A 23,105-nucleotide genomic window follows, 5' to 3' on the forward strand; every position below is an offset into this window, starting at 1 on the left:
TCTGACGAAGGACGGGAACCCCCGGGAATGACCGCAACGACCACCCCCAACGCTCTCGTCGTGATGTCGCGCGAGGTGTTCGAGCGCCAGTTCGACGCCGCGCGCATCGCACGGCTGCGCCGTCTCGCGACCGTGCCCGAGCCGGTCTTCACGGACGACCTCGACGACCCGGCCCTCATCGGACGACTGGCCGAGGTCGAGGTGCTCCTCACCGGCTGGGGCGCCCCGCGCCTCGATGCCGCCCGACTCGATCGGATGCCGAACCTGCGCGCCATGCTGCACTGCGCCGGATCCATCCGCCCGCAGGTGAGCGACGAGTTCTGGCGGCGCGGCATCCGTGCCGCCTCGGTCGCCGAGGTCAATGCGGCGCCCGTGGCGGAGTTCACCCTCGCCGCGATCATCTTCGCCGGCAAGAAGGCGCCGTTCATCGCCGCCGACCCCGAGACGCGCCGGCAGAACGGGCTGCGCGCCGAGCGCTTCGGCGCGCTCGGCAACCTCGGGCTCACGATCGGCGTCGTCGGGTTCAGCCGCGTCGGCCGCCGTGTCGTCGACATCGTGCAGCAGCTCGAGGACGTCACGGTGCTCGTCGCGGACCCGTACGCGGACCCCGCCGAGATCGCCGCAGCCGGCGGCGTGCACACCACCCTCGAAGACCTGCTCCCGCGCGTTGACGTGCTGTCGCTGCACGCGCCGGAGCTGCCGTCGACCCGGCACATGATCGGCGCGACGCAACTCGCGGCGCTGCAGGATCACGTGACCGTGATCAACACCGCCCGCGGCAGCGTGATCGACACCGCCGCCCTCGAACGCGAGTGTGCGAGCGGCCGCCTGAACGCGATGCTCGACGTGACCGACCCCGAGCCGCTCCCCGCGGACTCGCCGCTGTACCGGCTGCCGAATGTCATGATCACACCGCACCTGGCGGGCTCGCTCGGCTCCGAGCTGTACCGCATGACCGACGCTGCACTGGACGAGCTGGAGCGCTTCGTCGCCGGTCAACCCCTGCTCGAAGAGGTCACCGTCGACGCGCTCCAGCTCAGCGCCTGACCCCACGCGCTCCCCTTCTCTTCACCCGCACCACCGCATCCACCTTCAAAGGAGAACCTCGCATGAAGCGATCCCTCATCGCCGTCGGCACCGTCGCCGCGGCGGCGCTCGCCCTCGCCGGCTGCGCCGGCACGTCCGCCCCGGCCGCCACCGCCTCGGGTGGGAAGACGACCCTGCGCATCTCGGTGTGGAACTACGCACAGACGCCCGAGTTCAAGGCGCTCTTCGACGCGTTCCACACCGCCAACCCCGACATCACGATCGAACCGGTCGACATCCTCGCCGCGAACTACGAGGACAAGGTCACCACGATGCTCGCCGGCGGCGACTCCACCGACATCATCACCGTCAAGAACCTCACCGACTTCGGCGGCTACGCCCAGAAGAAGCAGTTCGTCGGGGTGAACGACCTCGTGAAGGCGCTGCCCGCCGACAAGATCCCCGCGCTCAGCGAGTACAAGGCCGATGGCACCTACTACGCGGTCCCCTACCGCCAGGACTTCAGCGTGCTGTTCTACAACAAGCAGATGTTCAAGGACGCCGGTGTCGCCGACCCCTCCGCCCTCACCTGGGAAGAGTTCGCCGCCGACGCGAAGAAGCTCACGAAGGGCGACGGCGCGGACAAGGTCTATGGCGCCTACATCCACACCTGGAACTCGATGGTGCAGGGCTACGCCTCCGCCCAGCAGGACAAGACCTTCGACAAGCCCGACTACTCGTGGATGAAGGACCAGTACGACCTCACTCTCGGCATGCAGAAGGACGGCACGATCCTGGACTGGGGCACCGCCAAGAGCCAGCAGGCCCAGTACAAGACGGTCTTCGAGACCGGCAAGGCCGCGATGGTGCCGATGGGCACCTGGCTCATCTCGCCGCTGCTCGCCGACGCCGCTGCCGGCACCACGTCCGTGGACTGGGGCATCGCGCCGATCCCGCAGATCAAGAGCGGATCCAAGATCACCACGATGGGCGGCCCGACCGGTTTCGGCATCAACAAGAATTCGAAGAACCAGGATGCGGCGAAGAAGTTCCTGTCGTTCGCGGCGGGAGCGGACGGCGCCAAGGCCGTCGCGTCGATCGGCATCGTGCCCGCTTACCACAGCGACGAGATCACGAAGCAGTACTTCGGCCTGAAGGGCATGCCGCAGGACGCGACCTCGAAGAAGGCCTTCACGCCCGACACGATCCGCCCCGACGGCGCGACCGGCACCCTCGCCGCGCAGCTGCAGGGCGTGCTCGATCAGGAGCACCAGCTCATCATGACCGGCAGCAAGTCGGTGGACGACGGCATCGCCGAGATGGGGAGCCGCGTCAAGTCCGAGGTGCTGAACCAGTGACGACCCGGGGTCGTTGAGCGAGGACGCCGAAGGCGACCGAGACGAGACGCCGCCACGCAGGTGGCAACCGAGCCGAGCGTCGCCCAACGACCCCGAACCTCCCCTCCCCCGATCCGGAGCAGAGACATCATGACCACCCTCACCGACCAGCCGTCCGCGGCCCCGGCGCGTTCCGTGGCGAGCCGCCGGATGCGCCGGCGCAGCATCCTCGTCGGCTGGAGCTTCATCCTGCCGAACTTCCTCGGTTTCGCGCTGTTCACTCTGGTGCCCGTGCTCGCCGCCTTCGTGCTGGCGTTCATGAACTGGGATGCCTACAACCCGCCCACGTTCGCCGGGATCAAGAACTTCACGCGCCTGTTCGCCGACCAGAACTTCCACGTCGCCCTCGGCAACACCCTGCTCTACGCGATCGGTCACGTGCCGCTCACACTCGTGTGCTCGCTCGGCCTCGCGATCCTGCTCAACCAGAAGCTGCGCGGCATCGCGTTCTTCCGGGTCGCGATCTTCTTCCCCTACATCACCTCGCTCGTCGCCATCGCGATCGTGTGGAACATGCTCTTCGATCCGGTGAACGGACCGATCAACCAGTTCCTGCATCTGCTCGGCGTCGCGAATCCGCCGGGGTGGACCTCGAGCACCGGCTGGGCGCTGCCCGCGGTGATCATCACCAGCGTGTGGCGCGACATGGGCTACTACATGGTGCTCTTCCTCGCCGGCCTCCAGGCGATCCCGCACGAGTACTACGAGGCGGCGGCGATGGACGGCGCGGGACGCTGGCGCACCTTCTGGAACATCACGCTGCCGTCCCTGCGGCCCACGACGTTCCTCGTGCTCGTGCTGCTCAGCGTGTCGAGTTTCAAGGTCTTCGACCTCATCTTCGTGATGACCGGCGGCGGTCCGGGCCGAGCGACGCTCGTGCTGTCGCAGCTCATCTACCAGGACGGCATCCTGAACGGCCAGTTCGGGTACTCCTCGGCGATCTCGCTCGTGCTGTTCCTCATCGTCCTCGTCGTCACCGTCTTCCAGTTCCGGATCCAGCAGAGGCGGGAGCGCTGATGTCCACCCTCATTTCCGACCTCGCCCAGGAGCTCGACGGCGGGCACACCGTCGCCCCGGCCCGTGCCCGGCACGGCAGGCGACAGGTCCGCGCCCGGATCGGCCGCATTGCGATGTACCTGCTGCTCGTCGTCCTGCTGGCCGTCGTGCTGCTGCCGTTCCTGTGGATGCTGTCCTCGTCGTTCAAGCACGACGACGAGGTGCTCACGGTGCCCGTCCAGTGGCTGCCGACCACGTTCGTGTGGAGCAACTATGCGGCGATCTGGACCCAGATCCCGATGGCCGGTTACCTCGCGAACTCCGCGTTCCTCGCGATCGTCATCACGATCCTGCAGGTGCTCACCGGCAGCTTCGCCGCCTACGGTTTCTCCAAGGTGCGCTTCCCCGGCCGGGACGCCCTGTTCCTGGCGTACATCGCGACGATCGCGGTGCCGTGGCAGGCGTACATGATCCCGCAGTACGTGATGATGCAGAAGGCGGGCCTGACGAACACGTTCACGGCGCTCATCCTGCTGCAGGCGTTCGGCGCGTTCGGCGTCTTCCTGATGCGCCAGTACTACATGACGATCCCCGACGAGCTCAACGAGGCCGCGCGGATCGACGGGCTCAGCGACTACGGCATCTGGGCGCGGATCATCCTGCCGCTCTCGAAGCCCGCGCTCGCCTCGCTGGCCCTGCTCACGTTCGTGAACACCTGGAACGACTACATGGGTCCGTTCATTTACCTCTCCAGCAACGAGCTGTGGACCGTGCAGATCGGGCTCAAGTCGTTCATCGGCCAGTATTCGGCGCAGTACGCCCTGATCATGACCGGATCCGTGATCTCGATCGTCCCGATCCTGGTCATCTTCCTCGCCGGGCAGCGCTATTTCATCGCCGGCATCGCGACGAGCGGGATGAAGGGGTGAGCGTCGTGACCGGCGAACGCAGCGGATCGCGGCGGCGGGGCCTCCCGCGCCTGCGGCAGGAGACCATGGAATCGATGTTCGGGTATGCGTACGCGATCCTGATGGTCGATCTGCTGCTCGTGCTCGCGAACCTGCCGCTCGCGGTGCTCCTGTTCGTCTCGCGCGACGCGCTGCAGGCGTGGCCGACCGTGCTGCTGCTCTCGCTCACGCTCGCCCCCTCGCTGGCCGGCGCGTTCGAGGTGTTCCGCCGCCTGCGCGGCGACGAGCCCCCGCGGCCGTTCGCCGCGTTCTGGCACGGGTACCGCGCCCACGGCGCGCCAGCCGCTCTGCTCGGCCTCATCACAGCGCTCGTGATCGGATTCGTCCTGTACGACGGCGCGATCCTGACCGGCACCATCTGGGCGCCGCTGCTCGCGCCGACGCTCGCCGTGGTCGCGGCCTGGGCTCTGGCGACCTGCACCTCGACGCTGGCCGGCATCGTGCTGTATCCGCAGGCGTCGGTGCGGGCGATCGTGAAGGCCGCGGTCTACCTGTCGGTGCGGCGCTGGTACTTCAGCGTGTTCGCGCTCGCTCTGCTCGGGATCTCGGCAGCCGCGGTCATCGTGCAGCCCGTGCTCGGCGCCCTCGTCCCGGGGCTCCTGCTCTACGTCGTGTTCGCCAACTCCGAGTTCGCTTTCCGCCGTGCGGTGGAGGCGGAGTCCGTCGCAGGCTGACCTCTGGCCGTGATCGGGAGTCCCACCCGCGCCGCAGCGAAACCGATCGACCCTGGACGCGTGCGCCTTCCGAGCGCATGCTGGAGCCATGACCGGCTTCCAGACCACGCACGCGTTCAGCGGCTTCAGCGTCGACGACATCGACGCCGCCCGCACCTTCTACGGCGAGACCCTCGGTCTCGAGGTGTCCACGAACCCGATGGGCTTCCTCGACATCCGGCTGCCGCAGGGCGGATCCATCCTCGTGTACGCCAAGCCGAACCACACCCCGGCGAGCTTCACCATCCTGAACTTCCCCGTCGACGACGTCGAGGCGGCGGTCGACGACCTCAACGCGCGCGGAGTCGTCACCAAGATCTACACGGACCCGGACTTCGGCACCGACGCGAAGGGCATCGCGCACGGCGGACCGGGCCGCGGTCCGGACATCGCCTGGTTCACCGACCCGGCCGGCAACGTGCTGTCGGTGCTCGCCGCAGGCTGATCGAGTCCCCTTCTTGACTTCGAGTGCACTCGAAGTCGTAGCGTGGGGCGCATGCCGGAAACCACCACGACGCGCTCGATCTCCGAGGCGGCGCACGAGCTCGGGCTGACCGCGCACACCCTGCGCTACTACGAGCGGGAGGGGCTGCTGCTGGCGCCCGTCGATCGGGAGTCGTCCGACCGTCGCCGGTACACCGACGGGGACATCGCCTGGCTCGGTTTCCTGCGCAAACTCCGCTCCACCGCCATGCCGATCGCGACCCTTCGACGCTACGTCGAACTCGCCCGCGCCGGCGACGGCACGAGCGCGGACCGTCTCGCCCTGCTGCGCGAGCACCGCGAGACGGTGCTGGCCCGGCGGGCGGAGCTGGACGACGCCCTCGGCGCCATCGACATCAAGATCGCTCTCTACTCCGAAAGGCTCTCATGAAGCACGCAACCCTCGGCACCCTCTCCGTCGGCCGGCTCGGCCTCGGCTGCATGGGCATGTCGGCCTTCTACTCCGGTGCGAACACGGACGAGACCGAGTCCATCCGCACGATCCACCGCGCGCTCGATCTCGGCGTGACCATGCTCGACACCGCCGAGATGTACGGTCCGCACACGAATGAGGAGCTGGTCGGCCGGGCGCTCGCGGGACGACGCGACGGCGTCGTGATCGCGACGAAGTTCGGCATCCACGCAGGGGCGGACGGCGGACGACGGCTCGACGGGACCCCGGAGAACGTGCGCCGCTCGGTCGAGGGATCGCTGCAGCGCCTCGGCACCGACAGGATCGATCTCTACTACCAGCACCGGATGGATCCCCGGACTCCCATCGAGGACACCGTCGGCACCCTCGCCGAACTGGTCGCCGAGGGGAAGATCCTGCACTACGGGCTCTCGGAGGCCGGCGAGGAGACGCTGCGCCGCGCGCATGCAGTACACCCCGTGACCGCGCTGGAGACCGAGTACTCGCTGTGGACCCAGGAGCCCGCCGAGCAGCTGCTGCCGGTGCTGCGCGAGCTGGGCATCGGTCTCGTGCCGTACTCGCCGCTCGGCCGGGGCTTCCTCACCGGAGCGATCCGCTCCGCCGAATCCCTCGACGCCGGCGACTTCCGGCGGAGCAACCCGCGCTTCGTCGGCGAGAACCTCGATGCCAACCTGCGCATCGTCGACGCTGTCGAGGAGGTCGCCGCCGACCTGGGAGCGACGCCCGCCCAGGTCGCCCTGGCGTGGGTGCTCGCGCAGGGCGACGACGTCGCGCCGATCCCCGGGACGAAGCGGGTGTCCCGCCTCGAGGAGAACGTCGCCGCCGACGCGCTCGTGCTCTCGGAGGAGCAGCTCGCCGCGCTCGGGGCGCTGCCGTCGGCCGCGGGCGACCGCTACGCCGACATGTCGAGCATCGGCCGCTGAGGAGGGCGGCGCCGGTTCAGCCCCCGTCGGCGAACCGGCGCTGCACCTCTGCATACGGGAGGGCTCCGTCCATAAACCCGAGCGTGCCCGTGTCGAGCAGTTCACGCCCGGCGCGTTCGAGTGCGGTGAGCGCGGCGCGGGCGAGGCTGCCGCCGAGGCTCACCCGCTTCACCCCGAGCGCGAAGAGCTCCGGCGCAGGGATGACGTGCGCGGCGAGCCCGGCCACGATGTTCAGCGGGGCCGGGATCTCCGCGGCGAGGCGCCGGATCGTCTCCTCGTCATTCACCCCGGGCACGAAGACGCAGTCCGCCCCGGCCTCGACATAGCGCTGCGCCCGCGCCACCGTCTCGCCGAACGGATCCGTGGTCCCGCCGAAGAAGTAGGCGTCGGTGCGGGCGTTCAACACGAACGTGCCGCGCGGCGCGACCCCGCGTGCGGCCGCGATCCGCTCGGCCGCCTCGTCGATGCCGAACAGCACGCCGTCCGCGGTGTCCTCGAGGTTGCCGCCGACCGCGCCGATCTCGGTCGCGCGCAGCACCGTGCGCGCGACGTCCTGAGCATCATCGCCGTACCCCGCCTCGAGGTCCGCGGTCACCGGCACGTCGACCGCGGCGACGATCGCCGCGACCTTCTCGAGCATGGTGTCGAGGTCGAGCGCGCCGCCGTCCGGCACGCCGAGCGACCACGCGATCCCGGCGCTCGTCGTCGCGATCGCGGGGAAACCGAGCTGGGCGAGTATTCGCGCGGATCCCGGATCCCACGCGTTCGGCAGCACGAAGCCCCCGCCGTGGTGCAGCGCGAGGAAAGCGGTGGCACGATCGTTCGACATGGTCCTCCTGGATGCTGGTTCCGGACTACGCCGCCGCGATGGCGTCCGTCAACGGCGCATCACCGCTCCGGGTCGTCGGAGCGGTTCCACGCGATCTCGATGAGGCGACGCAGCACGCCGAGGTCGATGTCGTCGAGCTTGCGGACGTAGACGCAGCCGCGCCCCTCGGTGAACTTTCCGAGGCTCGGCAGCAGCTCGGCACCTGCGGGGAGGTCCTTCAGACCGTAGAGCGACAGCTGCGCCTTGCGGGGCGAGAACGCGACCTTGGGCCAGTCGCCCTCGCTGCTCGCGCCACGATAACTGTAGCTGCCGTAGCCGACCATCGTCGGTCCCCACAGCACGGGTGCGGCGCCCGTCACCTCGCCGAAGAGCTCGGCGAGCGCGATCCCGTCGAGCCGGCGGCGCTCGGGCGTCGCGGCCTCGAGGAACGCATGGACGTCCGCCGTCGTGGGCTGGGTCTTGATCTCGGCCATGCTGCCATCATCGCGCACGGCACGGACACCGCCACGGGGACGGCACGGTTCCACGTGGCTCAGACGATGCGGGCGAAGCGCGGCCCGCTGTACCCGTCGCGCTCGACGTGCTCCTCGAACATCGCCAGCGGCCGGGCCCAGTAGCCGTAGTCGTCGTAGAGCTTGCGGTAGAAGACCAGCTGTTCCTCGGTCTCGCTGTGCCGACCGACCGCGATCACCTCGTAGCGGGCGCCCTTGAAGTGCCGATATATGCCGGGAGTCACGGACATCACCGACTCCTCACCGTCACGCATGCAGGATCCGACATCCTCAGAGAAGAGGATCCGATCAGGGATTGTGGCGGAGACGGAGGGATTTGAACCCTCGGTCCCCTTGCGAGGACTCCACCTTAGCAGGGTGGTGCACTAGGCCTGACTATGCGACGTCTCCAGATGTCCGGCACGCCGAACACCAGGGACCATCCTAACGGACGCCGCGGGGTGCCGCGAACCGACCGGATCTCGAGCGCCCGCGTCTGGGGCGACACGCGCGGAGTGCGACGATCAGCACAGGGTGTCACGATCAGCACACGGATCCACGCCAAGTGGTGTGCCGATCGTGACATGGTGTGCCGATCGTCACCCCGCGGGACCGGGGCAGGCCACCCGACCAGCCGCACGCCGCGCGACCGCGGGCAGGGCCACCCGACCACCCACCGCCGCGTGCGGCCGGGCACCGCCGCCGGGTGCCACTGCGAGCAGAGCCAGCGCCGCGGCCGGGCGTGGACTCGCGTCAGCCGCTGAAGCCGTTGCCGTTCGAGCAGGTCTGCTGCGCGGCGGACTGGCCGGAGACGTTCTTCGGGAGCTCGACGGGACCGCCGGTCGCGCCGGGCGTCGGCGTCGCGGAGGGATCCGTCGTCGCGGGATCGGTCGTCGCCGGGTCGGTCGGTGTCGGCGTCGCGGAGACGACCGCATCGTCGCGCTGGCCGGCGACCTGGATCGGCTGGTTCGCGGCGAGGGCGGACCAGAGCTGGTCGGCGCTGTCGGTGTCGGGCACGACCTTGTTCGGGTTGTCGGGGTCGGTGAGCACCGGGTAGTTCACGAAGTTGATCTGGTCCAGCGGAACGTCCTTCATCGCCAGGGCGATCTGCACGAGCAGCGTCGGGCTGGTCAGGGTGGTGCTGGGGGTGACGTTCGACATCACCGTGTTGGCGAGCTTGAGCAGCGTGGCGGGGTTGCCCAGCACCTGGGCGGACACCATCTTGCGCGCCAATGACGCCATGTACACCTGCTGGTTGCTTCCGCGTCCGAGGTCGCTGCCGTCGCCGACGCCGTGCCGGGTGCGCAGGAACTGGAGCGCCTCGTAGCCCTGCAGGGTGTGCGTGCCCGGCGTGAGGTTGAGGGCGGTGTCGGGATCCGTGATGCCGTTCGCGATGCAGACGTCCACGCCGCCGATCGCGTTCGTGATCTCGATCACGCCGCCCCAGGTGACCTTGGCGGCGAACTGGATATCGAGCCCGGAGACCTCGTGAATGGTGCGAGCGACGCAGTTCAGCCCGCCCGTCTCGAGCGTGACGTTGATCGGCTGCTTGGACATCTCGCTGGTCGCGTTGCCCTGCGCATCGGTGCACGACGGGATCGGGACCATGAGGTCGCGCGGGAAAGTGATGACGGTGACGCGGCGAGGGGCGTCGGAGATGTGCAGCAGCAGGTTCGTGTCGTTGCGCTCGCCCTCGTTGCCCGGATCCGAGCAGCGGTCGCCGAACTCCGCGGAGAACTTCGCCTCGCAGATGTCGCTACCCACGAGCAGCATGTTCACGCCGCCCTTGATCGCGCCGATGTCCGGCGGCACCGACTTCTCGCCGTCCAGGGCGACGGCGTTCGCGCTGAAGGTGTGGCCCAGATCGTAGGCGACGTACGCCGCGACGGAGACGCCGGAGACGAGCACCACGGCCATGGCGATGCCGACGATCTTCATCAGCTGGCTCCAGGCGCTCGGACGGCGCAGCTGGCCGTGTCCGGCGACGGGGCGTCGGGATCGGGACGTCACGCTCACACGGTGCCTTTCACGATTCGGCGGGTGACCCGCGCCACCCTGCGCTCACTCAGCGGAGAGTGTGGGATTCGAACCCACGGGACATTGCTGCCCACTGGTTTTCAAGACCAGGTCCTTCGGCCGCTCGGACAACTCTCCTCGGCGTGCATGCACACGCCGAACAGGGGTCGAGTCTAACGGAGAACCGGGTAGCGCCCTGCGAGCGCTCCTCCATTGTGCCCGCCAGCGGCTGGACGGGTGCTGAGTGAAGGCCCAGGTCAGGCCTGAGAAGGCGCCCCTCCGTCTCGCGGCGCCGCTCAGGAACCGTCGGCCGATCGCAGACGTTTCGCCTCGGTCGCCTTCGGCGTCCTCGCTCAACGACCCCGGGTGGGGGCGACGGGAGCGGCCAGCACGATCCGCTCGATCGCGGCGGCGAGCCCGCCGTCCTCGACGTCGCCGGTGACCTCGCCGGCCGCGGCCTTGACCTCGTCGGGCGCCTGCCCCATCGCCACCGCGCGGCCGCCGAACCCGCGCGCCCAGGCGAACATGCCGAGGTCGTTGCGGCCGTCTCCGGCGACCAGCACGCGGTCGCCCTCCCCGCCGAGCGCCTCCCGCACGCGGGCCAGCGCTGTGCCCTTGTCCACGCCGCGCGGAGCGATGTCGAGCCACGCGGTCCAGCCGATCGCATACGACACCTCGTTGAGCCCGGCGTCCTGCACGAGCCGGTGGAAGTCGTCCTCGTCGTGGCCCGGAGAGACCACGACCACACGCGACACCTCCTGGGCGCCCAACTCGGCGAAGGAGACCTGGCGCCCACCGTCGAGCGTCCAGTCGTCCAGCTCCGCGGTGTACAGGCGCTGGCCGGAGCCGAGCTCCACCATGTACCGCGCATCGGGCAGACGATCGTGCAGCAGCGCGAGCACGGCGGAGGGGTCGAAGGTCTCCACGTTCCAGCGCTCGTACTCGTCCGCTGCGGGCCGTTCCGAGGCCGCGGCGTCCGCAGCCTCCCCGATGCGGCGCATCGTGACGGCGCCGTTCGAGCACACCACGAACTCCGGCCGGATCTCGAGCTGGTCGAGGAAGCGGTGCGTGCCCATCCAGCTGCGGCCGGTCGCGAGCATGACCTCATGGCCGGCGTCGCGGGCGCGGCCCACGGCGTCGAGAACGCCCGGGCTCATCGTCTCGTCCTGCAGCAGGATGGTGCCGTCGATGTCGAGGGCGATGAACCAGGCGTTCGTCATGCGTCCGCGCCCTCGGTTCCCACGGTGTCGGTGGCGGCCAGCGGCCTCAGCACCTCGAGCCCGCCGAGATACGGGCGCAGGACTTCCGGCACCCGCACGGATCCGTCCTCCTGCTGATGCGTCTCGAGGATCGCGACGATCCAGCGCGTCGTGGCGAGCGTGCCGTTCAGGGTCGCCACGTGCTGTGTCTTCGCCGCGCCCTCGGCCGCCTCCGGGCGGTGGCGGATGTCGAGGCGCCGCGCCTGGTACGTGGTGCAGTTCGAGGTCGAGGTGAGCTCGCGGAACGCACCCTGGGTAGGCACCCACGCCTCGATGTCGTACTTGCGCGCGGCACTGGATCCGAGATCCCCGGCCGCCACGTCGATGACTCGGTAGGAGAGGCCGAGGGCGGTGAGCATCTCCTCCTGCAGCGCGACGAGGCGGAGGTGCTCGGCCTCGGCCTCCTCGGGCGTCGTGTAGACGAACATCTCCAGCTTGTTGAACTGGTGCACGCGGATGATGCCGCGGGTGTCCTTGCCGTAGGAACCGGCCTCGCGGCGGTAGCAGGTCGACCAGCCGGCGTAGCGCAGAGCACCGCGGGACAGATCGACGATCTCGCCGGAGTGATAGCCGGCCAGGGCCACCTCGCTCGTGCCGACCAGGTAGAGGTCGTCGTCCTTGTCGAGGTGGTAGACCTCGTCGGCGTGCTTGCCGAGGAAGCCGGTGCCCTGCATGATCTCCGGGCGCACCAGGGTGGGCACGATCATCGGGGTGAACCCGGCGGCGAGCGCCCGCTCGAGCGCGAGGTTCATGAGCGCGATCTCGAGCCGGGCGCCGATGCCGGTGAGGAAGTAGAACCGCGCGCCGGAGACCTTCGCGCCGCGCTCCATGTCGATCGCGCCGAGAAGCTCGCCGATGGCGAGGTGGTCGCGCGCCTCGAAATCGAAAGTCGGAGTCTCCCCGACCCGGCGCAGCTCGACGAAGTCGTCCTCGCCGCCCGCGGGCACCCCGTCGATGACGACGTTCTCGATCGCGGAGAGCGCGTCAGCGGCGACCTCCGCCGCCTCGTTCGACGCCGCCTGCGCCTGCTTCACGCGCTCGGCGAGATCCTTCGCCTGCGCCACCAGCGCGGCCTTCTCGTCCTTCGGCGCTTTCGCGACCTGCTTGCCGAACGCGTTCTGCTCGGCGCGCAGCTCCTCGAATGCGGAGAGGGCCGAACGGCGCGATCGGTCGGCCTCGATCGCCGCATCGACGGTCTCCGGCGCGTTGCCGCGCGCGGCCTGGGACTGACGGACGAGCTCGGGCTGGTCGCGGAGAAGGGCGAGATCGATCACCGGTCAAGTCTATCCAGGCGTCACCCCGCGGTTCTCCGGGCTCCGCGAGGGCAACCCAGGCGCACCACGGCCCTGTCGACAGCCGAGGACGGCTTCGCCGGCACCGCCTCCCCGACGCGGTGCATGCCCGTGTCACCCGGTCGCGGATCCGATTCCGTCGACGCCGGAATAGGCTGAGCGCATGACTGACGATGCCGGACGCCCGCGCGCCGCACTCGTCGTCAACCCGGTCAAGGCCGATGCGCCGAAGCTCGTCGAGCTGCTGCGCGCGCGGTCGGCGGAAGCGGGCTGGGACGCCCCGCTCATCATCGAGACCTCCGTGCAGGATCCGGGCCAGGAGGCCACCCGCGTCGCACTCGCCGACGGAGTCGCCGCCGTGCTGGTCGCCGGCGGCGACGGCACCGTCCGCGCGGTGTCCGAGACGATGGCGGGAACCGGCGTTCCGCTGGCGATCGTTCCCAGCGGCACGGGCAACCTGCTCGCCCGCAATCTGGGCCTCGCGCTGGACATGCCGTCGGCCGTGATCGACGCCGTGTTCCACGGCGACCGGCATCCGGTCGACATCGGCTGGGCCGAGCTGACGCGCGCGGACGGCGCCGTGCAGAGACACGGTTTCGTCGTCCTCGCCGGCATCGGACTGGACGCCCACATGATCGCGAACACCCGTCCCGGTCTGAAGAAGTCCGTGGGCTGGGTCGCCTATGTCGACGGCGCCGCGCGCTCCCTGCCCGGCGCGAAGCCGTTCCGCATCATGTACGCCGTCGACGATCTCAAGCTGCACTCGGTCAAGGTGCACAGCATGCTGTTCGCGAACTGCGGCGCGCTGCCCGCGGGCATCGCCCTCATCCCCGACGCCTCGATCACCGACGGCACCCTCGACGTCGCGGTCATCCAGGCACGCGGTCCGTTCGGCTGGCTGGCGGTGTGGCGCACGGTGTGGTGGCAGAACTCGGTGCTGCGCCGCAGCAAGGCCGGCCGGCGCATGATCGAGCTCACGGGATCCGGCGGCTCGATCCGCTACCTCAGCGGCAGCGACGCGGACGCCGCCACCACGGAGCCGGCCCCGGTCGAGCTGGACGGCGACGAGTTCGGCGAGGCCGTGCGGATCCACTGCAGGATCGACCCGGGCGCGCTGCTCGTGGCCGTACCGGCCGGGCATGTGATCAGCCCGGCCTGAGCAGACCTCAGCCGATGACGGCGACGGTGCCGTCCAGCTTGTCCCCCTTGAGCGTCAGCGTGTAGCCGGCCGGATCGGCAGGCGCATTCACGCCGAGCATCGTGATCCGGGGGACGAAGTCCATGGTGCAGGCCTGGGTGGCGTCGGTCTGGAACGTCACCGTCGCGCCGGTCTTGTCCTGGTTCTCGGTCAGATCGGTCACGACCGGCCGGCACGTCGAGGATCCCCAGGTCAGAAGCAGGATCCCGTTCTCCGAGAACCATCCCGCGCTGGGCTTGCCGTCGCTGCTGCCGCCGGCGCTGAGCGAGCTGTTGCCCGAGAGAGGCAGCCGCCCCTGGAAACCGCCGCCCTGGAAGGACACCGTCACGTCCTTGGTCGCGTCGATGCCCTCCGGCACGCCGATGAGGGTCGCCCGGGGCGCGAAGTCGGCCGTGCACACGGCCTTCGGATCCGGTTCGGCGAGCGTCACGGTGATCGTCTGCCCGTCGGCCTTCACGTCCTCCGCGACCGGGGTGCAGGCGAGCGAGGAGGATCCGTAGGTGACGAGTCCGATCCCGCGCCCGCCGTCCAGCCAGGCCGCCGCCGGATCCGTGGACGGCTCCGGGGATGCGGTCGACTCGGCCGTCGGAATGGGCGCGCTCACCGGTTCCAGCTGGGCGCAGCCCGCCAGGGCGATCGTTGCGGACGCGGCGAGCGCCGCGATGGCCAGAGCGGTCCGGATCCTCATGCGCTCATGCTATCCAGCGCGAGCGCCCGGCCACCATGCCCGCGGGGCGGTCCGGCGACCGGGGCACCGTCCGGCGCCGCGCTACTGCAGCGACGAGGTGAGCCGGGCGAGGTTGTCCAGCACGGTGGAGCGAAGCGGCTGCTGCATCCACTCCTCGAGCGTCAGCTCCCGGCTGAGCGAGCGGTAGCGGTCTTCGACCTCGCGCAGTTCCCGGACGAACTCCTCCCCGCGCACGAACATCGAGATCTCGAGGTTCAGACCGAAGGAGCGCATGTCCATGTTGCTGGATCCGATGACCGCGACGTCGTCGTCGATCGTGAGGCTCTTGGTGTGCAGGATGTAGGGCTTTCGGTACATCCAGATCCGCACGCCGGCCTTCAACAGCGCCTCGTAGTAGCTGCGCTGCGCGTGGTAGACGATCGCCTGATCGCCCTCCTCCGAGACGAACAGCTCGACCTGGACCCCGCGATCGCAGGCCGTGGAGACGGCGAGCAGCAGGGCCTCATCGGGCACGAAATAGGGGCTCACGATCATGATCTTGCGCTCGGCCGCGTACAACAGGCCGAGGAAGAGCCGGAGGTTGTTCTCCGCCTCGAAACCCGGCCCGGACGGCACGATCTGGCAGTCCAGGTCGCCGCTGCCGCTCTCCGTCGGTGCGAAGGCGACGGAGTCGGGCACGTCGTCGGTCTCGCTGTACCAGTCGGACAGGAAGACCGCGTTCACGCTCCCGACCACCGGGCCGTCGACGCGCACCATCAGGTCGACCCAGTGCAGGCCCCGCTTGATGTTCTTCGGCAGGTTGTAGGTCGAGTCGGTGACGTTCTGGGATCCGAGGAACGCCACTTCGTTGTCGACCACGAGCAGCTTGCGGTGGTTGCGCAGATCGGGGCGCTGGGTGCGCCCCTTGAGCGGCTGCACCGGCAGCATCAGGTGCCAGTCGGCGCCCATAGCGTCCAGCCGGGCGATGGTCTGCCGGTACCGCGGCTTCCACCGGTTCGCCCAGTGGTCCAGCAGCACGCGCACGGGCACGCCGCGGGCGGCCGTCTCCTCCATCGCGCGGAAGAAGTTGTCGGTCGCGGCGTCGGACTGCAGGATGTAGAACTCGACGTGCACGAACTCCGTGGCGTTCCGGATCGCGTCCGCCATCGCGTCGAGCGAGGCCTGGTAGTCGGAGATCAGGTGCGCGCCGTTGTCGCCGAACAGCGGCAGGGCCCCGAGCCGCTGGTTCATGCGCACGAGTGAGGCGAGGCTCTCCGGCATCTCCGTGCCGGAACTGCCCAGATGCAGGTCCTTCGTGACCTCGGCGATCGTCTCGTTGATGAGATCCTGCTTCTTGCGCCGCGCACGGGGCAGCCGCGGGTTCCCGATCAGCAGGAACAGCAGCACCCCGATGTATGGGATGAAGTAGATCGCCAGCAGCCACGCGGTCGCGGCCGTGGGGCGGCGGTTTCTCGGCACGACGATGATCGCGATGATGCGGATCGTGAGGTCGATCAGAACAGCCGCCACCGCGATGATCAGGGACCACACACTGGGGTCCATGCGCCACTCCTGATCCGGGAAGGGTCGCCCGATCGGCGACTTCGTCCCACAGTAGCGGCTGGAGCGGACAACGCCCGGAGGCGACCTTGGGCGATGCGATGAGGCGGCCCCGCCTCAGGCCACGACGAGCCTCATGTCAGGACGAGCCTCGCGTGACGAGGACCCGTGCGTCAGGACGAGCGGGGCGGCATGCCGCGGGCTGCGCGCTCTTCGGCCTCGATGCGCGCGTGCGTCTGCCGTTCGGTGCGATCGAAGCGCAGGATCCCGCGGAGCACGAACCAGAACACGACGCAGACGACGATCGTGGGGATCACCGACCACGCGGCGGCCACCCAGAATTCGTCCATGCTCCGATCCTACCCGGGGCTCCGGTGCGCCCGCTGGGAGCGCCCGGAACCGTGCCGGGCCTCGGGCGCAATCGATCCGCACATCCGGGATCCGCAAGATTCCTCCGCACCGTTCCGTTCCTGACGGGGAAGGCGATCCGGCGCGCTCACGATCGTGGGTCCATGACCACCATCGTTCACGCCGCGGGAGCCGCAGAGCTGCTCGCCGCCATCCCCGTGCTCACCGGCTTCACTCCGCGCGACTCCGTGGTGCTGCTGCCGTTCCGCGGATCGCGCACCGCCGGGGCGCTCCGCTTCGACCTTCCTCCGGGATCCGTCTCCGTCGCATCCGCGCCGCCGGACGCACCGCCGCCGCCCTCCCCTCTTCGCGAGTCCGCCGCCCCCACCGCCGAGGAGTTCGCCGCGACGGCGATCGGGCTGGCCTGCCGCGTCCCGGACACGGATGCGCTCGCGATCGCGGTGTATGCAGACGGCGGTGTTTCCGCGGTGACGCCCGACGCCGGCACGGCGCGGTCCGCGACGCCCGGGCGGCCGCCCCACGCGGGGCTTCCCGCGGCGTCACTGGTCGAGGCGCTGATCCGTCGTGCCGAGGCGTGCGGCCTGCACGTCGTCGAGGCGCTGTTCGTCGGAGCCGGATCCTGGGCCGACTACCGGGATCCGCAGGCCCCGCCGCGTCCGCTCGAGGAGGTGCCGCCCCCGCCCTCCGTCCCGGGCTTCGCAGGGCCCGCGCCGGATCAGTTCAGCGGCACCGAGCTGCCCTCGCCCGGACTGTTCGCCGCGGAATCGGTCGGCCGTGCGCTCCTCGCCGTCGAACGCGTGCTCGGCCCCGCCTCGGCCGGGCGCACACCTCCCGCCGCGGAGGTGCGGACGGATCCGAGGGCGCAGGAGACCGCGCTGCTGCTGGACGATCTGCCCTCGTTCCTGGAGGAGGTGCTGGATTCGCCCGAGGCGCTGTCACCGTTCGCGACGGCCGCACTCGTGTGGATCCTGAACCGTCCGGCGCTGCGCGACGTCGCACTCGTGCAGTGGGCGAGCAGCATCGACCGCGGCGATCGGGCGCTCGTCGCGCAGCTGGGCCACAGCCTGAGCGGATCCGCGGTTCCTCCGGACATCGGCGGCATCCTGATCGGGCACGGCCCGCGCCCGGACCGCGATCGCCTGGGCGTGGCGCTGACCCTCGTCCGCCGCACGATCACGCTCGCGCCGCGCCAGGCGCGGAGTGGACCGCTCGCGGCCGCCGCGTGGCTGTCGTGGGCGGTCGGGCGCTCGACGCATGCCGCGCGGTTCCTCGATCAGGCGCAGGAGATCGACCCCGGGCTCACCTTCGTGCAGCTGCTGCGCGCCGTGGTCGACGCCGGCATGCTGCCGGAGTGGTCCTTTCGCGCCGCCGCGGCGTGACGCCGGCGGGAATCGGGCTGTGGACGACTACTTCACCAACGGGAACAGGATCGTCTCGCGGATGCCCAGGCCCGTCACGGCCATGAGCAGGCGGTCGATGCCCATGCCCATTCCACCGGTCGGCGGCATGCCGTGCTCGAGCGCGCGCAGGAACTCGTCGTCCACGCGCATCGCCTCGAGGTCGCCGCCCGCGGCGAGCTTCGCCTGTTCGACGAACCGCTCGCGCTGGATGACGGGGTCGACGAGCTCGGAATAGCCCGTGGCGAGCTCGAAACCGCGCACGTACAGGTCCCACTTCTCCACGACGCCCGGGATCGAGCGGTGCTCGCGCACGAGCGGGGAGGTGTCGACGGGGAAGTCCATGACGAAGGTCGGCCGCTCGAGTCCGCCCTTGACGAAGTGCTCCCACAGCTCCTCGATGAGTTTGCCGTGGGTCGCGTGCGGCGGGATGTCGACGCCGTTCGCCTCGGCGAACGCGATGAGCTCGGACACCGGGTCGGACGGGGTGAAGGTGCGCCCCGCCGCCTCGGACAGGGAGTCGTACATCGAGATGCGCGCCCACTGCCCGCCGAGGTCGTACTCGGTGCCGTCGGCCCAGGTCACGAGGGTGGATCCGGCGACTGCGATCGCGGCGTTCTGGATCAGCTCCTGCGTGAGGTCGGCGATGCCGTTGTAGTCGGAGTACGCCTGGTACGCCTCGAGCATGGCGAACTCCGGGCTGTGCGTGGAGTCGGCCCCCTCGTTGCGGAAGTTCCGGTTGATCTCGTACACCCGCTCGATGCCGCCGACGACGGCACGCTTCAGGTACAGCTCCGGCGCGATGCGCAGGTAGAGCTCGGTGTCGAACGCGTTCGAGTGCGTGATGAACGGGCGGGCCGAGGCGCCGCCGTGCTGCACCTGCAGCATCGGGGTCTCGACCTCGAGGAAGTCGTGGCTCGTGAAGGTCTGGCGCAGGCTGGCGTTGACCGCTGCGCGGGCGCGCACAGTGCTGCGGGCCTGGTCGCGCAGGATCAGGTCGAGGAAGCGGCTGCGCACGCGGCCCTCTTCGCTGAGCTCGCCATAGGCGTTGGGCAGCGGCAGGATCGCCTTGGATGCGATCGTCCAGCTGTCGGCCATGATCGACAGCTCACCGCGGCGGCTGGAGATCACCTCGCCGTGCACGAACACGTGGTCGCCGAGGTCGACGAGTTCCTTCCACTGCGCGAGGGACTCCTCCCCCACGTTGGCGAGCGAGATCATCGCCTGGATCCGGGACCCGTCGCCGGCCTGCAGCGTGGCGAAGCAGAGCTTGCCGGTGTTGCGGCTGAACACCACACGCCCGGCGACGCCGACGAGCACCCCGGTCTCGGCGCCCGGCTCGAGCTCGCCGTATTCGGCGCGCAGCTGCGGGATGGTGTGCGAGACCGGCACGGCCACCGGGAAGGCCCCGCCCGACGCGTCCGCACGATCGGCGATCAGCCGCTCGCGCTTGGCGAGGCGCACCTCGCGCTGCTCGAAGGTGTCGTCCGCCTCGGCGGTGTCGTCGGTGGGCGCGGTGACGGGCGCGTCGGTCATGTGCAGGGCTCCTCGGAAGTCGCCGTCAAGTCTACCGGCGCGCACCTTCGCGCCCGCCGGGCACGGGTCGGGGGCGCGCCCCGTGCGACCCCGCCGGAGGCTGGAGGACCCGATCCTGACCGTGAGACCGAACTTGCGTCTCGAAACCGCCGATGAGAACGTCGGTCTCGGGAGGCAGGTTCGGTCTCGCGGTCGAACGGCACCGGAGCGGTCAGGACGGAGTCGTCAGAACCGGAGCGGTCAGGACGGAGCGGTCAGAAGACTCCGGAGGGCGAGAGCGGATCCGGCGGGGACGCCTCGCGCAGCGCCCGGTCGAAGGTCGACGAGACCAGCGCGGACAGGTATCCGCCGGGGTTCTCCACGCCGATCCCGCGCAGGATCCCGGTCGCCTGGCCGACGATCGAGCGAGCGAACTCCGAGGCCGTCGAGATGGCCTCCGCATAGGCGGGACGATCCGCCTCCTCGATGACGACCGGCTCGCACCCGAGCTCGACCGCGAGCGCCTGGGCGATCGGCAGCACCATCGCGGGTGCGGTCACCGCGGCGTACGACGCGTGCAGCTGGCGCAGGTCGAGCGTGGTGCCGGTGAACGAGATCGCCGGATGCACCGCGAGGGGGATCGCGCCGCCGCGGACCGCCGGCTCGAGCACATCCGTGCCGTAGGCGGGATCGGTGTGCAGCACGAGTTGACCCGGCTGCCAGGCTCCCACCTCGGCGAGGCCCGCGACCAGTCCGGGCAGCTGGTCGTGCGGCACCGCGATCACGACGAGCTGCGAAGCGCGCACGAGTTCTGGCGCGCCCATCACGGTCACGCCCGGCAGCACCGCAGCCGCCCGGTCCGGGTCGGATCCCGCGGTGATGCCGACGAGGGCGTGACCCGCTCCGCCGAGCGCCGCGCCGATCACCGGCCCCACATGGCCCGCGCCGATGATGCCGACGTTCAGACGCCCCGCTCGGCTCACGCGGCACCGTCCGCAGGTCCGCCCAGTCCGGCGGGGAGACCGTGACCCGCAGGGAGGCCGCCACCGGCGGATCCGCCCAGCCCGGCGGATCCGCCCAGCCCGGCGGATCCGCCCAGCCCGGCAGGTCCGCCCAGCCCGGCAGGTCCGCCCGGCCCGGCAGGGTGGCCGCCACCGGCGGGTCCGCCCAGCCCGGCAGGTAGGCCCAACCCGGTGGATCCGCCCATCCCGGCGGGAAGACCATGCCCCGCAGGTCCGCCCAGCCCGGCGGGGACGCCGTGCCCAGCGGGGAGATCGTCACCCGCGCGGAAGCCGGGAGTTGCGGGCGCCGGGTCATGGTCCTCGGCCCAGCGATGCGCACGATCCGCGGCGGCCGCGCGCGCGGCCGACACCGACAGCGTGTTCAGCATGCCGAGCAGCACCTGGCTGTCCAGCCCCGAGACCTCGCCCCGCACCGGGCCGACGGCGGAGTGCGCCTGCGCCTTGGCGACGCCCTGCGCCCGGTCGATCGGCCCCTGGTGCAGGGAGAAGCCCTGCAGACGCGCGAGTGGGAACACCGCCAGCTGCCGCCAGATCCGGCCGCGCCGCAGCAGGAGCGCGAAGTCGGTGAGCGCGGCGCCGTGGCGGCGCCACGACAGCGGGCGCCGCCACCACGCCCGCGGCGGGATCGTCGTGTACGGGTCGTCGGCGACCGGGCCGAGCACGCCCTGCTCCCAGATCAGGGGCAGCACGTCGGCGGGGACGTCGGGCAGGATCAGCCCCAGCACGCGCTCCACGTCTGCCCGAGCGCCCACAGGCAGCACGATGTTGAACTGCTGTGCCTGGCTGGACTGCTGCTGGGACGCGGCCTTGCCGCTCATCCGGTTGATCCGCACGGACCACCAGCCGAACGGCCGCCACAGCAGCGGCTGCATGACCTCGACGGCGAAGATGCGCCCGGGTGGAATCGTCTCCGTCACGGTCGTGAAGAGCCCGAACGTGATTCGCACCCCGTCAGGGGTCGGCGCGATCGAGTAGCGCAGCGCACGCGCGATCCGGCCCCAGGTGACCGCGATCGCCGCGAGCAGCAGCGGGATGCCCATCGCGAGGGCGATGCCGATCGCGACCGCGCCTCCGGCCGGCCCGGCATCGGCGAGCACAGCAGGCAGCGTGCCGATCATGCCCCCCACGAAGATCACGGCGAACAGCGCGAGCCAGGTGAGCCCGGACAGCACGTGCGACCCGACGAGGCGCCCCGTGGGGATCCGCAGCACGTGCTCGGGGGCGATGTCGTCCAGATCCACCCCGGCGATCAGCCCGGTGACACCGGCATCCATCGAGGCCGCGAGCTGCGCGCGCATCGTGCGCGCGGCTCCCGGATCGCCGCCGCGCGTCGCCTCACGGGCGTGCCGCGCCCCGGAGGCGAGGCGCAGGATGTCGGCGCGCACCGACTCGGCCTTCGCCGTGGATAGGTACTCCAGCGGCACGTTGGCGTCGTTGCCCGCGCCGTCGACCTCGAGCTTCGCCAGCCCGATCAGGCGCGCGGGGAACGGGCGGGTGAGGTTCACGCCCTGCACCCGGTCGAGCGGAGCGCGACGGTGCGAACGGAAGATCACGCCCTTGCGCACCTCGACGTGCGCCTCGGTGATGCGGAAATCATGGAAGCGCCACATCAGCCAGAACATCGCCACGAGCAGCACCGCCACGGCGAGCACGCCCAGCAGCACCACGAGCACGAGGTTGTTGTTTAGGACCCAGTCGACGGGATCGCCCCCGAACTCCGGCACGCGCGCCGGAGTGAACAGCGAGATGAGCCAGTACACGATCTTCTCGCGCAGGTTCGCGATCAGATAGCCGATCACGATCACCAGGACCAGGCCGCCCTTCATGAGCGGCGTGAGCGGGTGCATCCGATGCCACTCGCCGTCGGCGAGCGAGGGCGTTCCCAGCGGACGGGCAGGCACGGTCCCGAACGGGGCTCCCTGCTCCGGTGCGGACGGCGAGCCGTAGGGCAACTGCTCGGGCGTGCTCACAGGCCCGTCCGGCGCATCTCGGCGACGTCGATCAGGGTGTCGCGCAGCGACTCCGCAGCGTCTTCGGTCATGCCGGGGATCTCGACACCGGTGGTCGCGGCAGCGGTGACGAGCTTGAGCTTGGCGATCCCGAACGCCCGGTCGACCGGCCCGCGGGTGATGTCGACGAGCTGCATGCGGCCGTAGGGCACCGCGATCATGCGCTGCCACAGGATCCCGCGCCGGAAGACGATGTCGTCGGCGCGCAGCATGTAGCCGATCGCCCTGGCCTGTCGCGGCAGGATCACGAGTTCGAACAGAATGCCGAGCGCGATCACGCCCGCGACCGTCCAGGCCCACGGCCAGGGCTGGGCGAGGAGGGTCGTGGCGGCGTACGCGCCGACGGCGATCACCACGAGCAGGATCACCCGCAGGATCACCTCGGCGATCACGAACTTCGGAGAGATCTGGTGCCACGTGCCGTCCAGCGCGAGCGCACCGCGTGCCGTCGGCGTGCGAAGCGCGGGGTACGTGCCCTCGTCGAGGACCGGAGCGAGGGCCGGTGCCGCGTGAACAGGCACCGGGCTCTCGGCCGGAGCGAC

At 70.3% G+C, this 23,105-nt stretch carries 23 protein-coding genes and 2 tRNA genes; 10 read left to right on the forward strand and 15 right to left on the reverse strand.

Going from position 1 to position 23,105, the window contains the following annotated elements; translation table 11 throughout:
• Positions 1-27: 27 nt before the first annotated feature.
• The 8 genes from LXM50_RS14655 to LXM50_RS14690 all read left to right on the forward strand — a co-directional run bounded on the left by LXM50_RS14655 (position 28) and on the right by LXM50_RS14690 (position 6,939).
• On the forward strand, positions 28-1,047 hold the full coding sequence (locus tag LXM50_RS14655; RefSeq protein ID WP_233312217.1) for a hydroxyacid dehydrogenase: 1,020 nt from the start codon (positions 28-30) through the stop codon (positions 1,045-1,047).
• Positions 1,048-1,109: 62 nt separating this feature from the next.
• The gene (locus LXM50_RS14660) at positions 1,110-2,384 is read left to right on the forward strand and encodes an ABC transporter substrate-binding protein (protein WP_233312223.1); all 1,275 of its coding nucleotides are present in this window, start codon (positions 1,110-1,112) and stop codon (positions 2,382-2,384) included.
• Between the two features lie 129 nt (positions 2,385-2,513).
• Complete coding sequence (locus tag LXM50_RS14665; protein WP_233312224.1) at positions 2,514-3,440, forward strand: carbohydrate ABC transporter permease; 927 nt, start codon at positions 2,514-2,516, stop codon at positions 3,438-3,440.
• Between the two features lie 113 nt (positions 3,441-3,553).
• Positions 3,554-4,348: a carbohydrate ABC transporter permease gene (locus LXM50_RS14670; protein WP_374107838.1), complete on the forward strand. Its 795-nt coding sequence runs from the start codon at positions 3,554-3,556 to the stop codon at positions 4,346-4,348.
• A complete protein-coding gene (locus tag LXM50_RS14675; RefSeq protein WP_233312226.1) occupies positions 4,345-5,061 on the forward strand; it encodes a YesL family protein in 717 nt (238 codons plus the stop codon). The genes LXM50_RS14670 and LXM50_RS14675 overlap by 4 nt, the downstream gene beginning before the upstream one ends.
• 88 nt (positions 5,062-5,149) lie before the next feature.
• Positions 5,150-5,545: a VOC family protein gene (locus LXM50_RS14680; RefSeq protein WP_233312227.1), complete on the forward strand. Its 396-nt coding sequence runs from the start codon at positions 5,150-5,152 to the stop codon at positions 5,543-5,545.
• A gap of 51 nt (positions 5,546-5,596) precedes the next feature.
• The gene (locus tag LXM50_RS14685; RefSeq protein ID WP_233312228.1) at positions 5,597-5,974 is read left to right on the forward strand and encodes a MerR family transcriptional regulator; all 378 of its coding nucleotides are present in this window, start codon (positions 5,597-5,599) and stop codon (positions 5,972-5,974) included.
• Positions 5,971-6,939: an aldo/keto reductase gene (locus LXM50_RS14690; protein ID WP_233312229.1), complete on the forward strand. Its 969-nt coding sequence runs from the start codon at positions 5,971-5,973 to the stop codon at positions 6,937-6,939. The genes LXM50_RS14685 and LXM50_RS14690 overlap by 4 nt, the downstream gene beginning before the upstream one ends.
• Positions 6,940-6,955: 16 nt before the next feature.
• Here the strand turns inward: LXM50_RS14690 and LXM50_RS14695 are convergent, their stop codons facing one another.
• The 8 genes from LXM50_RS14695 to serS all read right to left on the reverse strand — a co-directional run bounded on the left by LXM50_RS14695 (position 6,956) and on the right by serS (position 12,808).
• Positions 6,956-7,768 carry an isocitrate lyase/phosphoenolpyruvate mutase family protein gene (locus tag LXM50_RS14695; protein ID WP_233312230.1) on the reverse strand — a complete coding sequence of 271 codons (813 nt, stop codon included), beginning with the start codon at positions 7,766-7,768 and terminating at the stop codon, positions 6,956-6,958.
• 59 nt (positions 7,769-7,827) lie between these two features.
• Positions 7,828-8,241 carry a DUF1801 domain-containing protein gene (locus tag LXM50_RS14700; RefSeq protein ID WP_233312231.1) on the reverse strand — a complete coding sequence of 138 codons (414 nt, stop codon included), beginning with the start codon at positions 8,239-8,241 and terminating at the stop codon, positions 7,828-7,830.
• 59 nt (positions 8,242-8,300) lie between these two features.
• Positions 8,301-8,510, reverse strand: a complete 210-nt coding sequence (locus LXM50_RS14705) for a DUF1653 domain-containing protein (RefSeq protein ID WP_233312232.1) — start codon at positions 8,508-8,510, stop codon at positions 8,301-8,303.
• Positions 8,511-8,578: 68 nt separating this feature from the next.
• Positions 8,579-8,670, reverse strand: a tRNA-Ser gene (locus tag LXM50_RS14710).
• Between the two features lie 342 nt (positions 8,671-9,012).
• A complete protein-coding gene (locus LXM50_RS14715) occupies positions 9,013-10,269 on the reverse strand; it encodes an LCP family protein (RefSeq protein WP_308192533.1) in 1,257 nt (418 codons plus the stop codon).
• A 59-nt stretch (positions 10,270-10,328) separates the two neighbouring features.
• Positions 10,329-10,413, reverse strand: a tRNA-Ser gene (locus tag LXM50_RS14720).
• A 215-nt stretch (positions 10,414-10,628) separates the two neighbouring features.
• On the reverse strand, positions 10,629-11,495 hold the full coding sequence (locus tag LXM50_RS14725) for an HAD family hydrolase (RefSeq protein WP_233312234.1): 867 nt from the start codon (positions 11,493-11,495) through the stop codon (positions 10,629-10,631).
• Positions 11,492-12,808 carry a serine--tRNA ligase gene (gene serS, locus LXM50_RS14730; RefSeq protein WP_233312235.1) on the reverse strand — a complete coding sequence of 439 codons (1,317 nt, stop codon included), beginning with the start codon at positions 12,806-12,808 and terminating at the stop codon, positions 11,492-11,494. Before serS ends, LXM50_RS14725 begins: the two co-directional genes overlap by 4 nt.
• A gap of 181 nt (positions 12,809-12,989) precedes the next feature.
• Here serS and LXM50_RS14735 point away from each other — a divergent pair, with 181 nt between their 5' ends.
• Positions 12,990-13,985 (forward strand): diacylglycerol kinase family protein, encoded by a 996-nt coding sequence (locus LXM50_RS14735; RefSeq protein ID WP_233312236.1) that lies wholly within the window; start codon positions 12,990-12,992, stop codon positions 13,983-13,985.
• Between the two features lie 7 nt (positions 13,986-13,992).
• On the opposite strand, the gene LXM50_RS14740 is transcribed toward LXM50_RS14735, so the two are convergent.
• The 3 genes from LXM50_RS14740 to LXM50_RS14750 form a co-directional block, all read right to left on the reverse strand.
• Positions 13,993-14,712: a hypothetical protein gene (locus LXM50_RS14740; protein WP_233312237.1), complete on the reverse strand. Its 720-nt coding sequence runs from the start codon at positions 14,710-14,712 to the stop codon at positions 13,993-13,995.
• An 81-nt stretch (positions 14,713-14,793) separates the two neighbouring features.
• Positions 14,794-16,254, reverse strand: a complete 1,461-nt coding sequence (cls, locus tag LXM50_RS14745) for a cardiolipin synthase (RefSeq protein WP_233312238.1) — start codon at positions 16,252-16,254, stop codon at positions 14,794-14,796.
• A 170-nt stretch (positions 16,255-16,424) separates the two neighbouring features.
• Positions 16,425-16,601 (reverse strand): hypothetical protein, encoded by a 177-nt coding sequence (locus tag LXM50_RS14750; RefSeq protein WP_233312239.1) that lies wholly within the window; start codon positions 16,599-16,601, stop codon positions 16,425-16,427.
• A 162-nt stretch (positions 16,602-16,763) separates the two neighbouring features.
• Between LXM50_RS14750 and LXM50_RS14755 the strand changes: the two genes are divergently transcribed.
• Complete coding sequence (locus tag LXM50_RS14755) at positions 16,764-17,999, forward strand: DUF4192 family protein (RefSeq protein WP_233312240.1); 1,236 nt, start codon at positions 16,764-16,766, stop codon at positions 17,997-17,999.
• Positions 18,000-18,026: 27 nt separating this feature from the next.
• Here LXM50_RS14755 and lysS read toward each other — a convergent pair whose 3' ends face one another.
• From lysS to LXM50_RS18820, 4 genes are all read right to left on the reverse strand, one after another.
• Positions 18,027-19,553 (reverse strand): lysine--tRNA ligase, encoded by a 1,527-nt coding sequence (gene lysS / locus LXM50_RS14760; protein WP_233312241.1) that lies wholly within the window; start codon positions 19,551-19,553, stop codon positions 18,027-18,029.
• Between the two features lie 254 nt (positions 19,554-19,807).
• Positions 19,808-20,515, reverse strand: coding sequence for a DUF2520 domain-containing protein (locus LXM50_RS14765; RefSeq protein WP_233312242.1), 708 nt, complete (start codon positions 20,513-20,515; stop codon positions 19,808-19,810).
• Positions 20,512-22,524 (reverse strand): PH domain-containing protein, encoded by a 2,013-nt coding sequence (locus LXM50_RS14770; RefSeq protein ID WP_233312243.1) that lies wholly within the window; start codon positions 22,522-22,524, stop codon positions 20,512-20,514. Before LXM50_RS14770 ends, LXM50_RS14765 begins: the two co-directional genes overlap by 4 nt.
• On the reverse strand, positions 22,521-22,991 hold the full coding sequence (locus tag LXM50_RS18820; RefSeq protein WP_374107839.1) for a PH domain-containing protein: 471 nt from the start codon (positions 22,989-22,991) through the stop codon (positions 22,521-22,523). The genes LXM50_RS14770 and LXM50_RS18820 overlap by 4 nt, the downstream gene beginning before the upstream one ends.
• Between the last annotated feature and the right edge of the window lie 114 nt (positions 22,992-23,105).

Source organism: Microbacterium sp. Au-Mic1 (assembly GCF_021341785.1).
Taxonomy (GTDB): domain Bacteria; phylum Actinomycetota; class Actinomycetes; order Actinomycetales; family Microbacteriaceae; genus Microbacterium.

Bases quoted from the DNA above. Each gene is read 5' to 3' on its own strand.
- LXM50_RS14655 (WP_233312217.1), top strand. From the start codon at position 28: ATGACCGCAACGACCACCCCCAACGCTCTCGTCGTGATGTCGCGCGAG.
- LXM50_RS14660 (WP_233312223.1), top strand. From the start codon at position 1,110: ATGAAGCGATCCCTCATCGCCGTCGGCACCGTCGCCGCGGCGGCGCTC.
- LXM50_RS14665 (WP_233312224.1), top strand. From the start codon at position 2,514: ATGACCACCCTCACCGACCAGCCGTCCGCGGCCCCGGCGCGTTCCGTG.
- LXM50_RS14670 (WP_374107838.1), top strand. From the start codon at position 3,554: ATGTACCTGCTGCTCGTCGTCCTGCTGGCCGTCGTGCTGCTGCCGTTC.
- LXM50_RS14680 (WP_233312227.1), top strand. From the start codon at position 5,150: ATGACCGGCTTCCAGACCACGCACGCGTTCAGCGGCTTCAGCGTCGAC.
- LXM50_RS14685 (WP_233312228.1), top strand. From the start codon at position 5,597: ATGCCGGAAACCACCACGACGCGCTCGATCTCCGAGGCGGCGCACGAG.
- LXM50_RS14690 (WP_233312229.1), top strand. From the start codon at position 5,971: ATGAAGCACGCAACCCTCGGCACCCTCTCCGTCGGCCGGCTCGGCCTC.
- LXM50_RS14695 (WP_233312230.1), bottom strand. From the start codon at position 7,768: ATGTCGAACGATCGTGCCACCGCTTTCCTCGCGCTGCACCACGGCGGG.
- LXM50_RS14700 (WP_233312231.1), bottom strand. From the start codon at position 8,241: ATGGCCGAGATCAAGACCCAGCCCACGACGGCGGACGTCCATGCGTTC.
- LXM50_RS14705 (WP_233312232.1), bottom strand. From the start codon at position 8,510: ATGTCCGTGACTCCCGGCATATATCGGCACTTCAAGGGCGCCCGCTAC.
- LXM50_RS14725 (WP_233312234.1), bottom strand. From the start codon at position 11,495: ATGACGAACGCCTGGTTCATCGCCCTCGACATCGACGGCACCATCCTG.
- LXM50_RS14735 (WP_233312236.1), top strand. From the start codon at position 12,990: ATGACTGACGATGCCGGACGCCCGCGCGCCGCACTCGTCGTCAACCCG.
- LXM50_RS14740 (WP_233312237.1), bottom strand. From the start codon at position 14,712: ATGAGGATCCGGACCGCTCTGGCCATCGCGGCGCTCGCCGCGTCCGCA.
- cls (WP_233312238.1), bottom strand. From the start codon at position 16,254: ATGGACCCCAGTGTGTGGTCCCTGATCATCGCGGTGGCGGCTGTTCTG.
- LXM50_RS14750 (WP_233312239.1), bottom strand. From the start codon at position 16,601: ATGGACGAATTCTGGGTGGCCGCCGCGTGGTCGGTGATCCCCACGATC.
- LXM50_RS14755 (WP_233312240.1), top strand. From the start codon at position 16,764: ATGACCACCATCGTTCACGCCGCGGGAGCCGCAGAGCTGCTCGCCGCC.
- lysS (WP_233312241.1), bottom strand. From the start codon at position 19,553: ATGACCGACGCGCCCGTCACCGCGCCCACCGACGACACCGCCGAGGCG.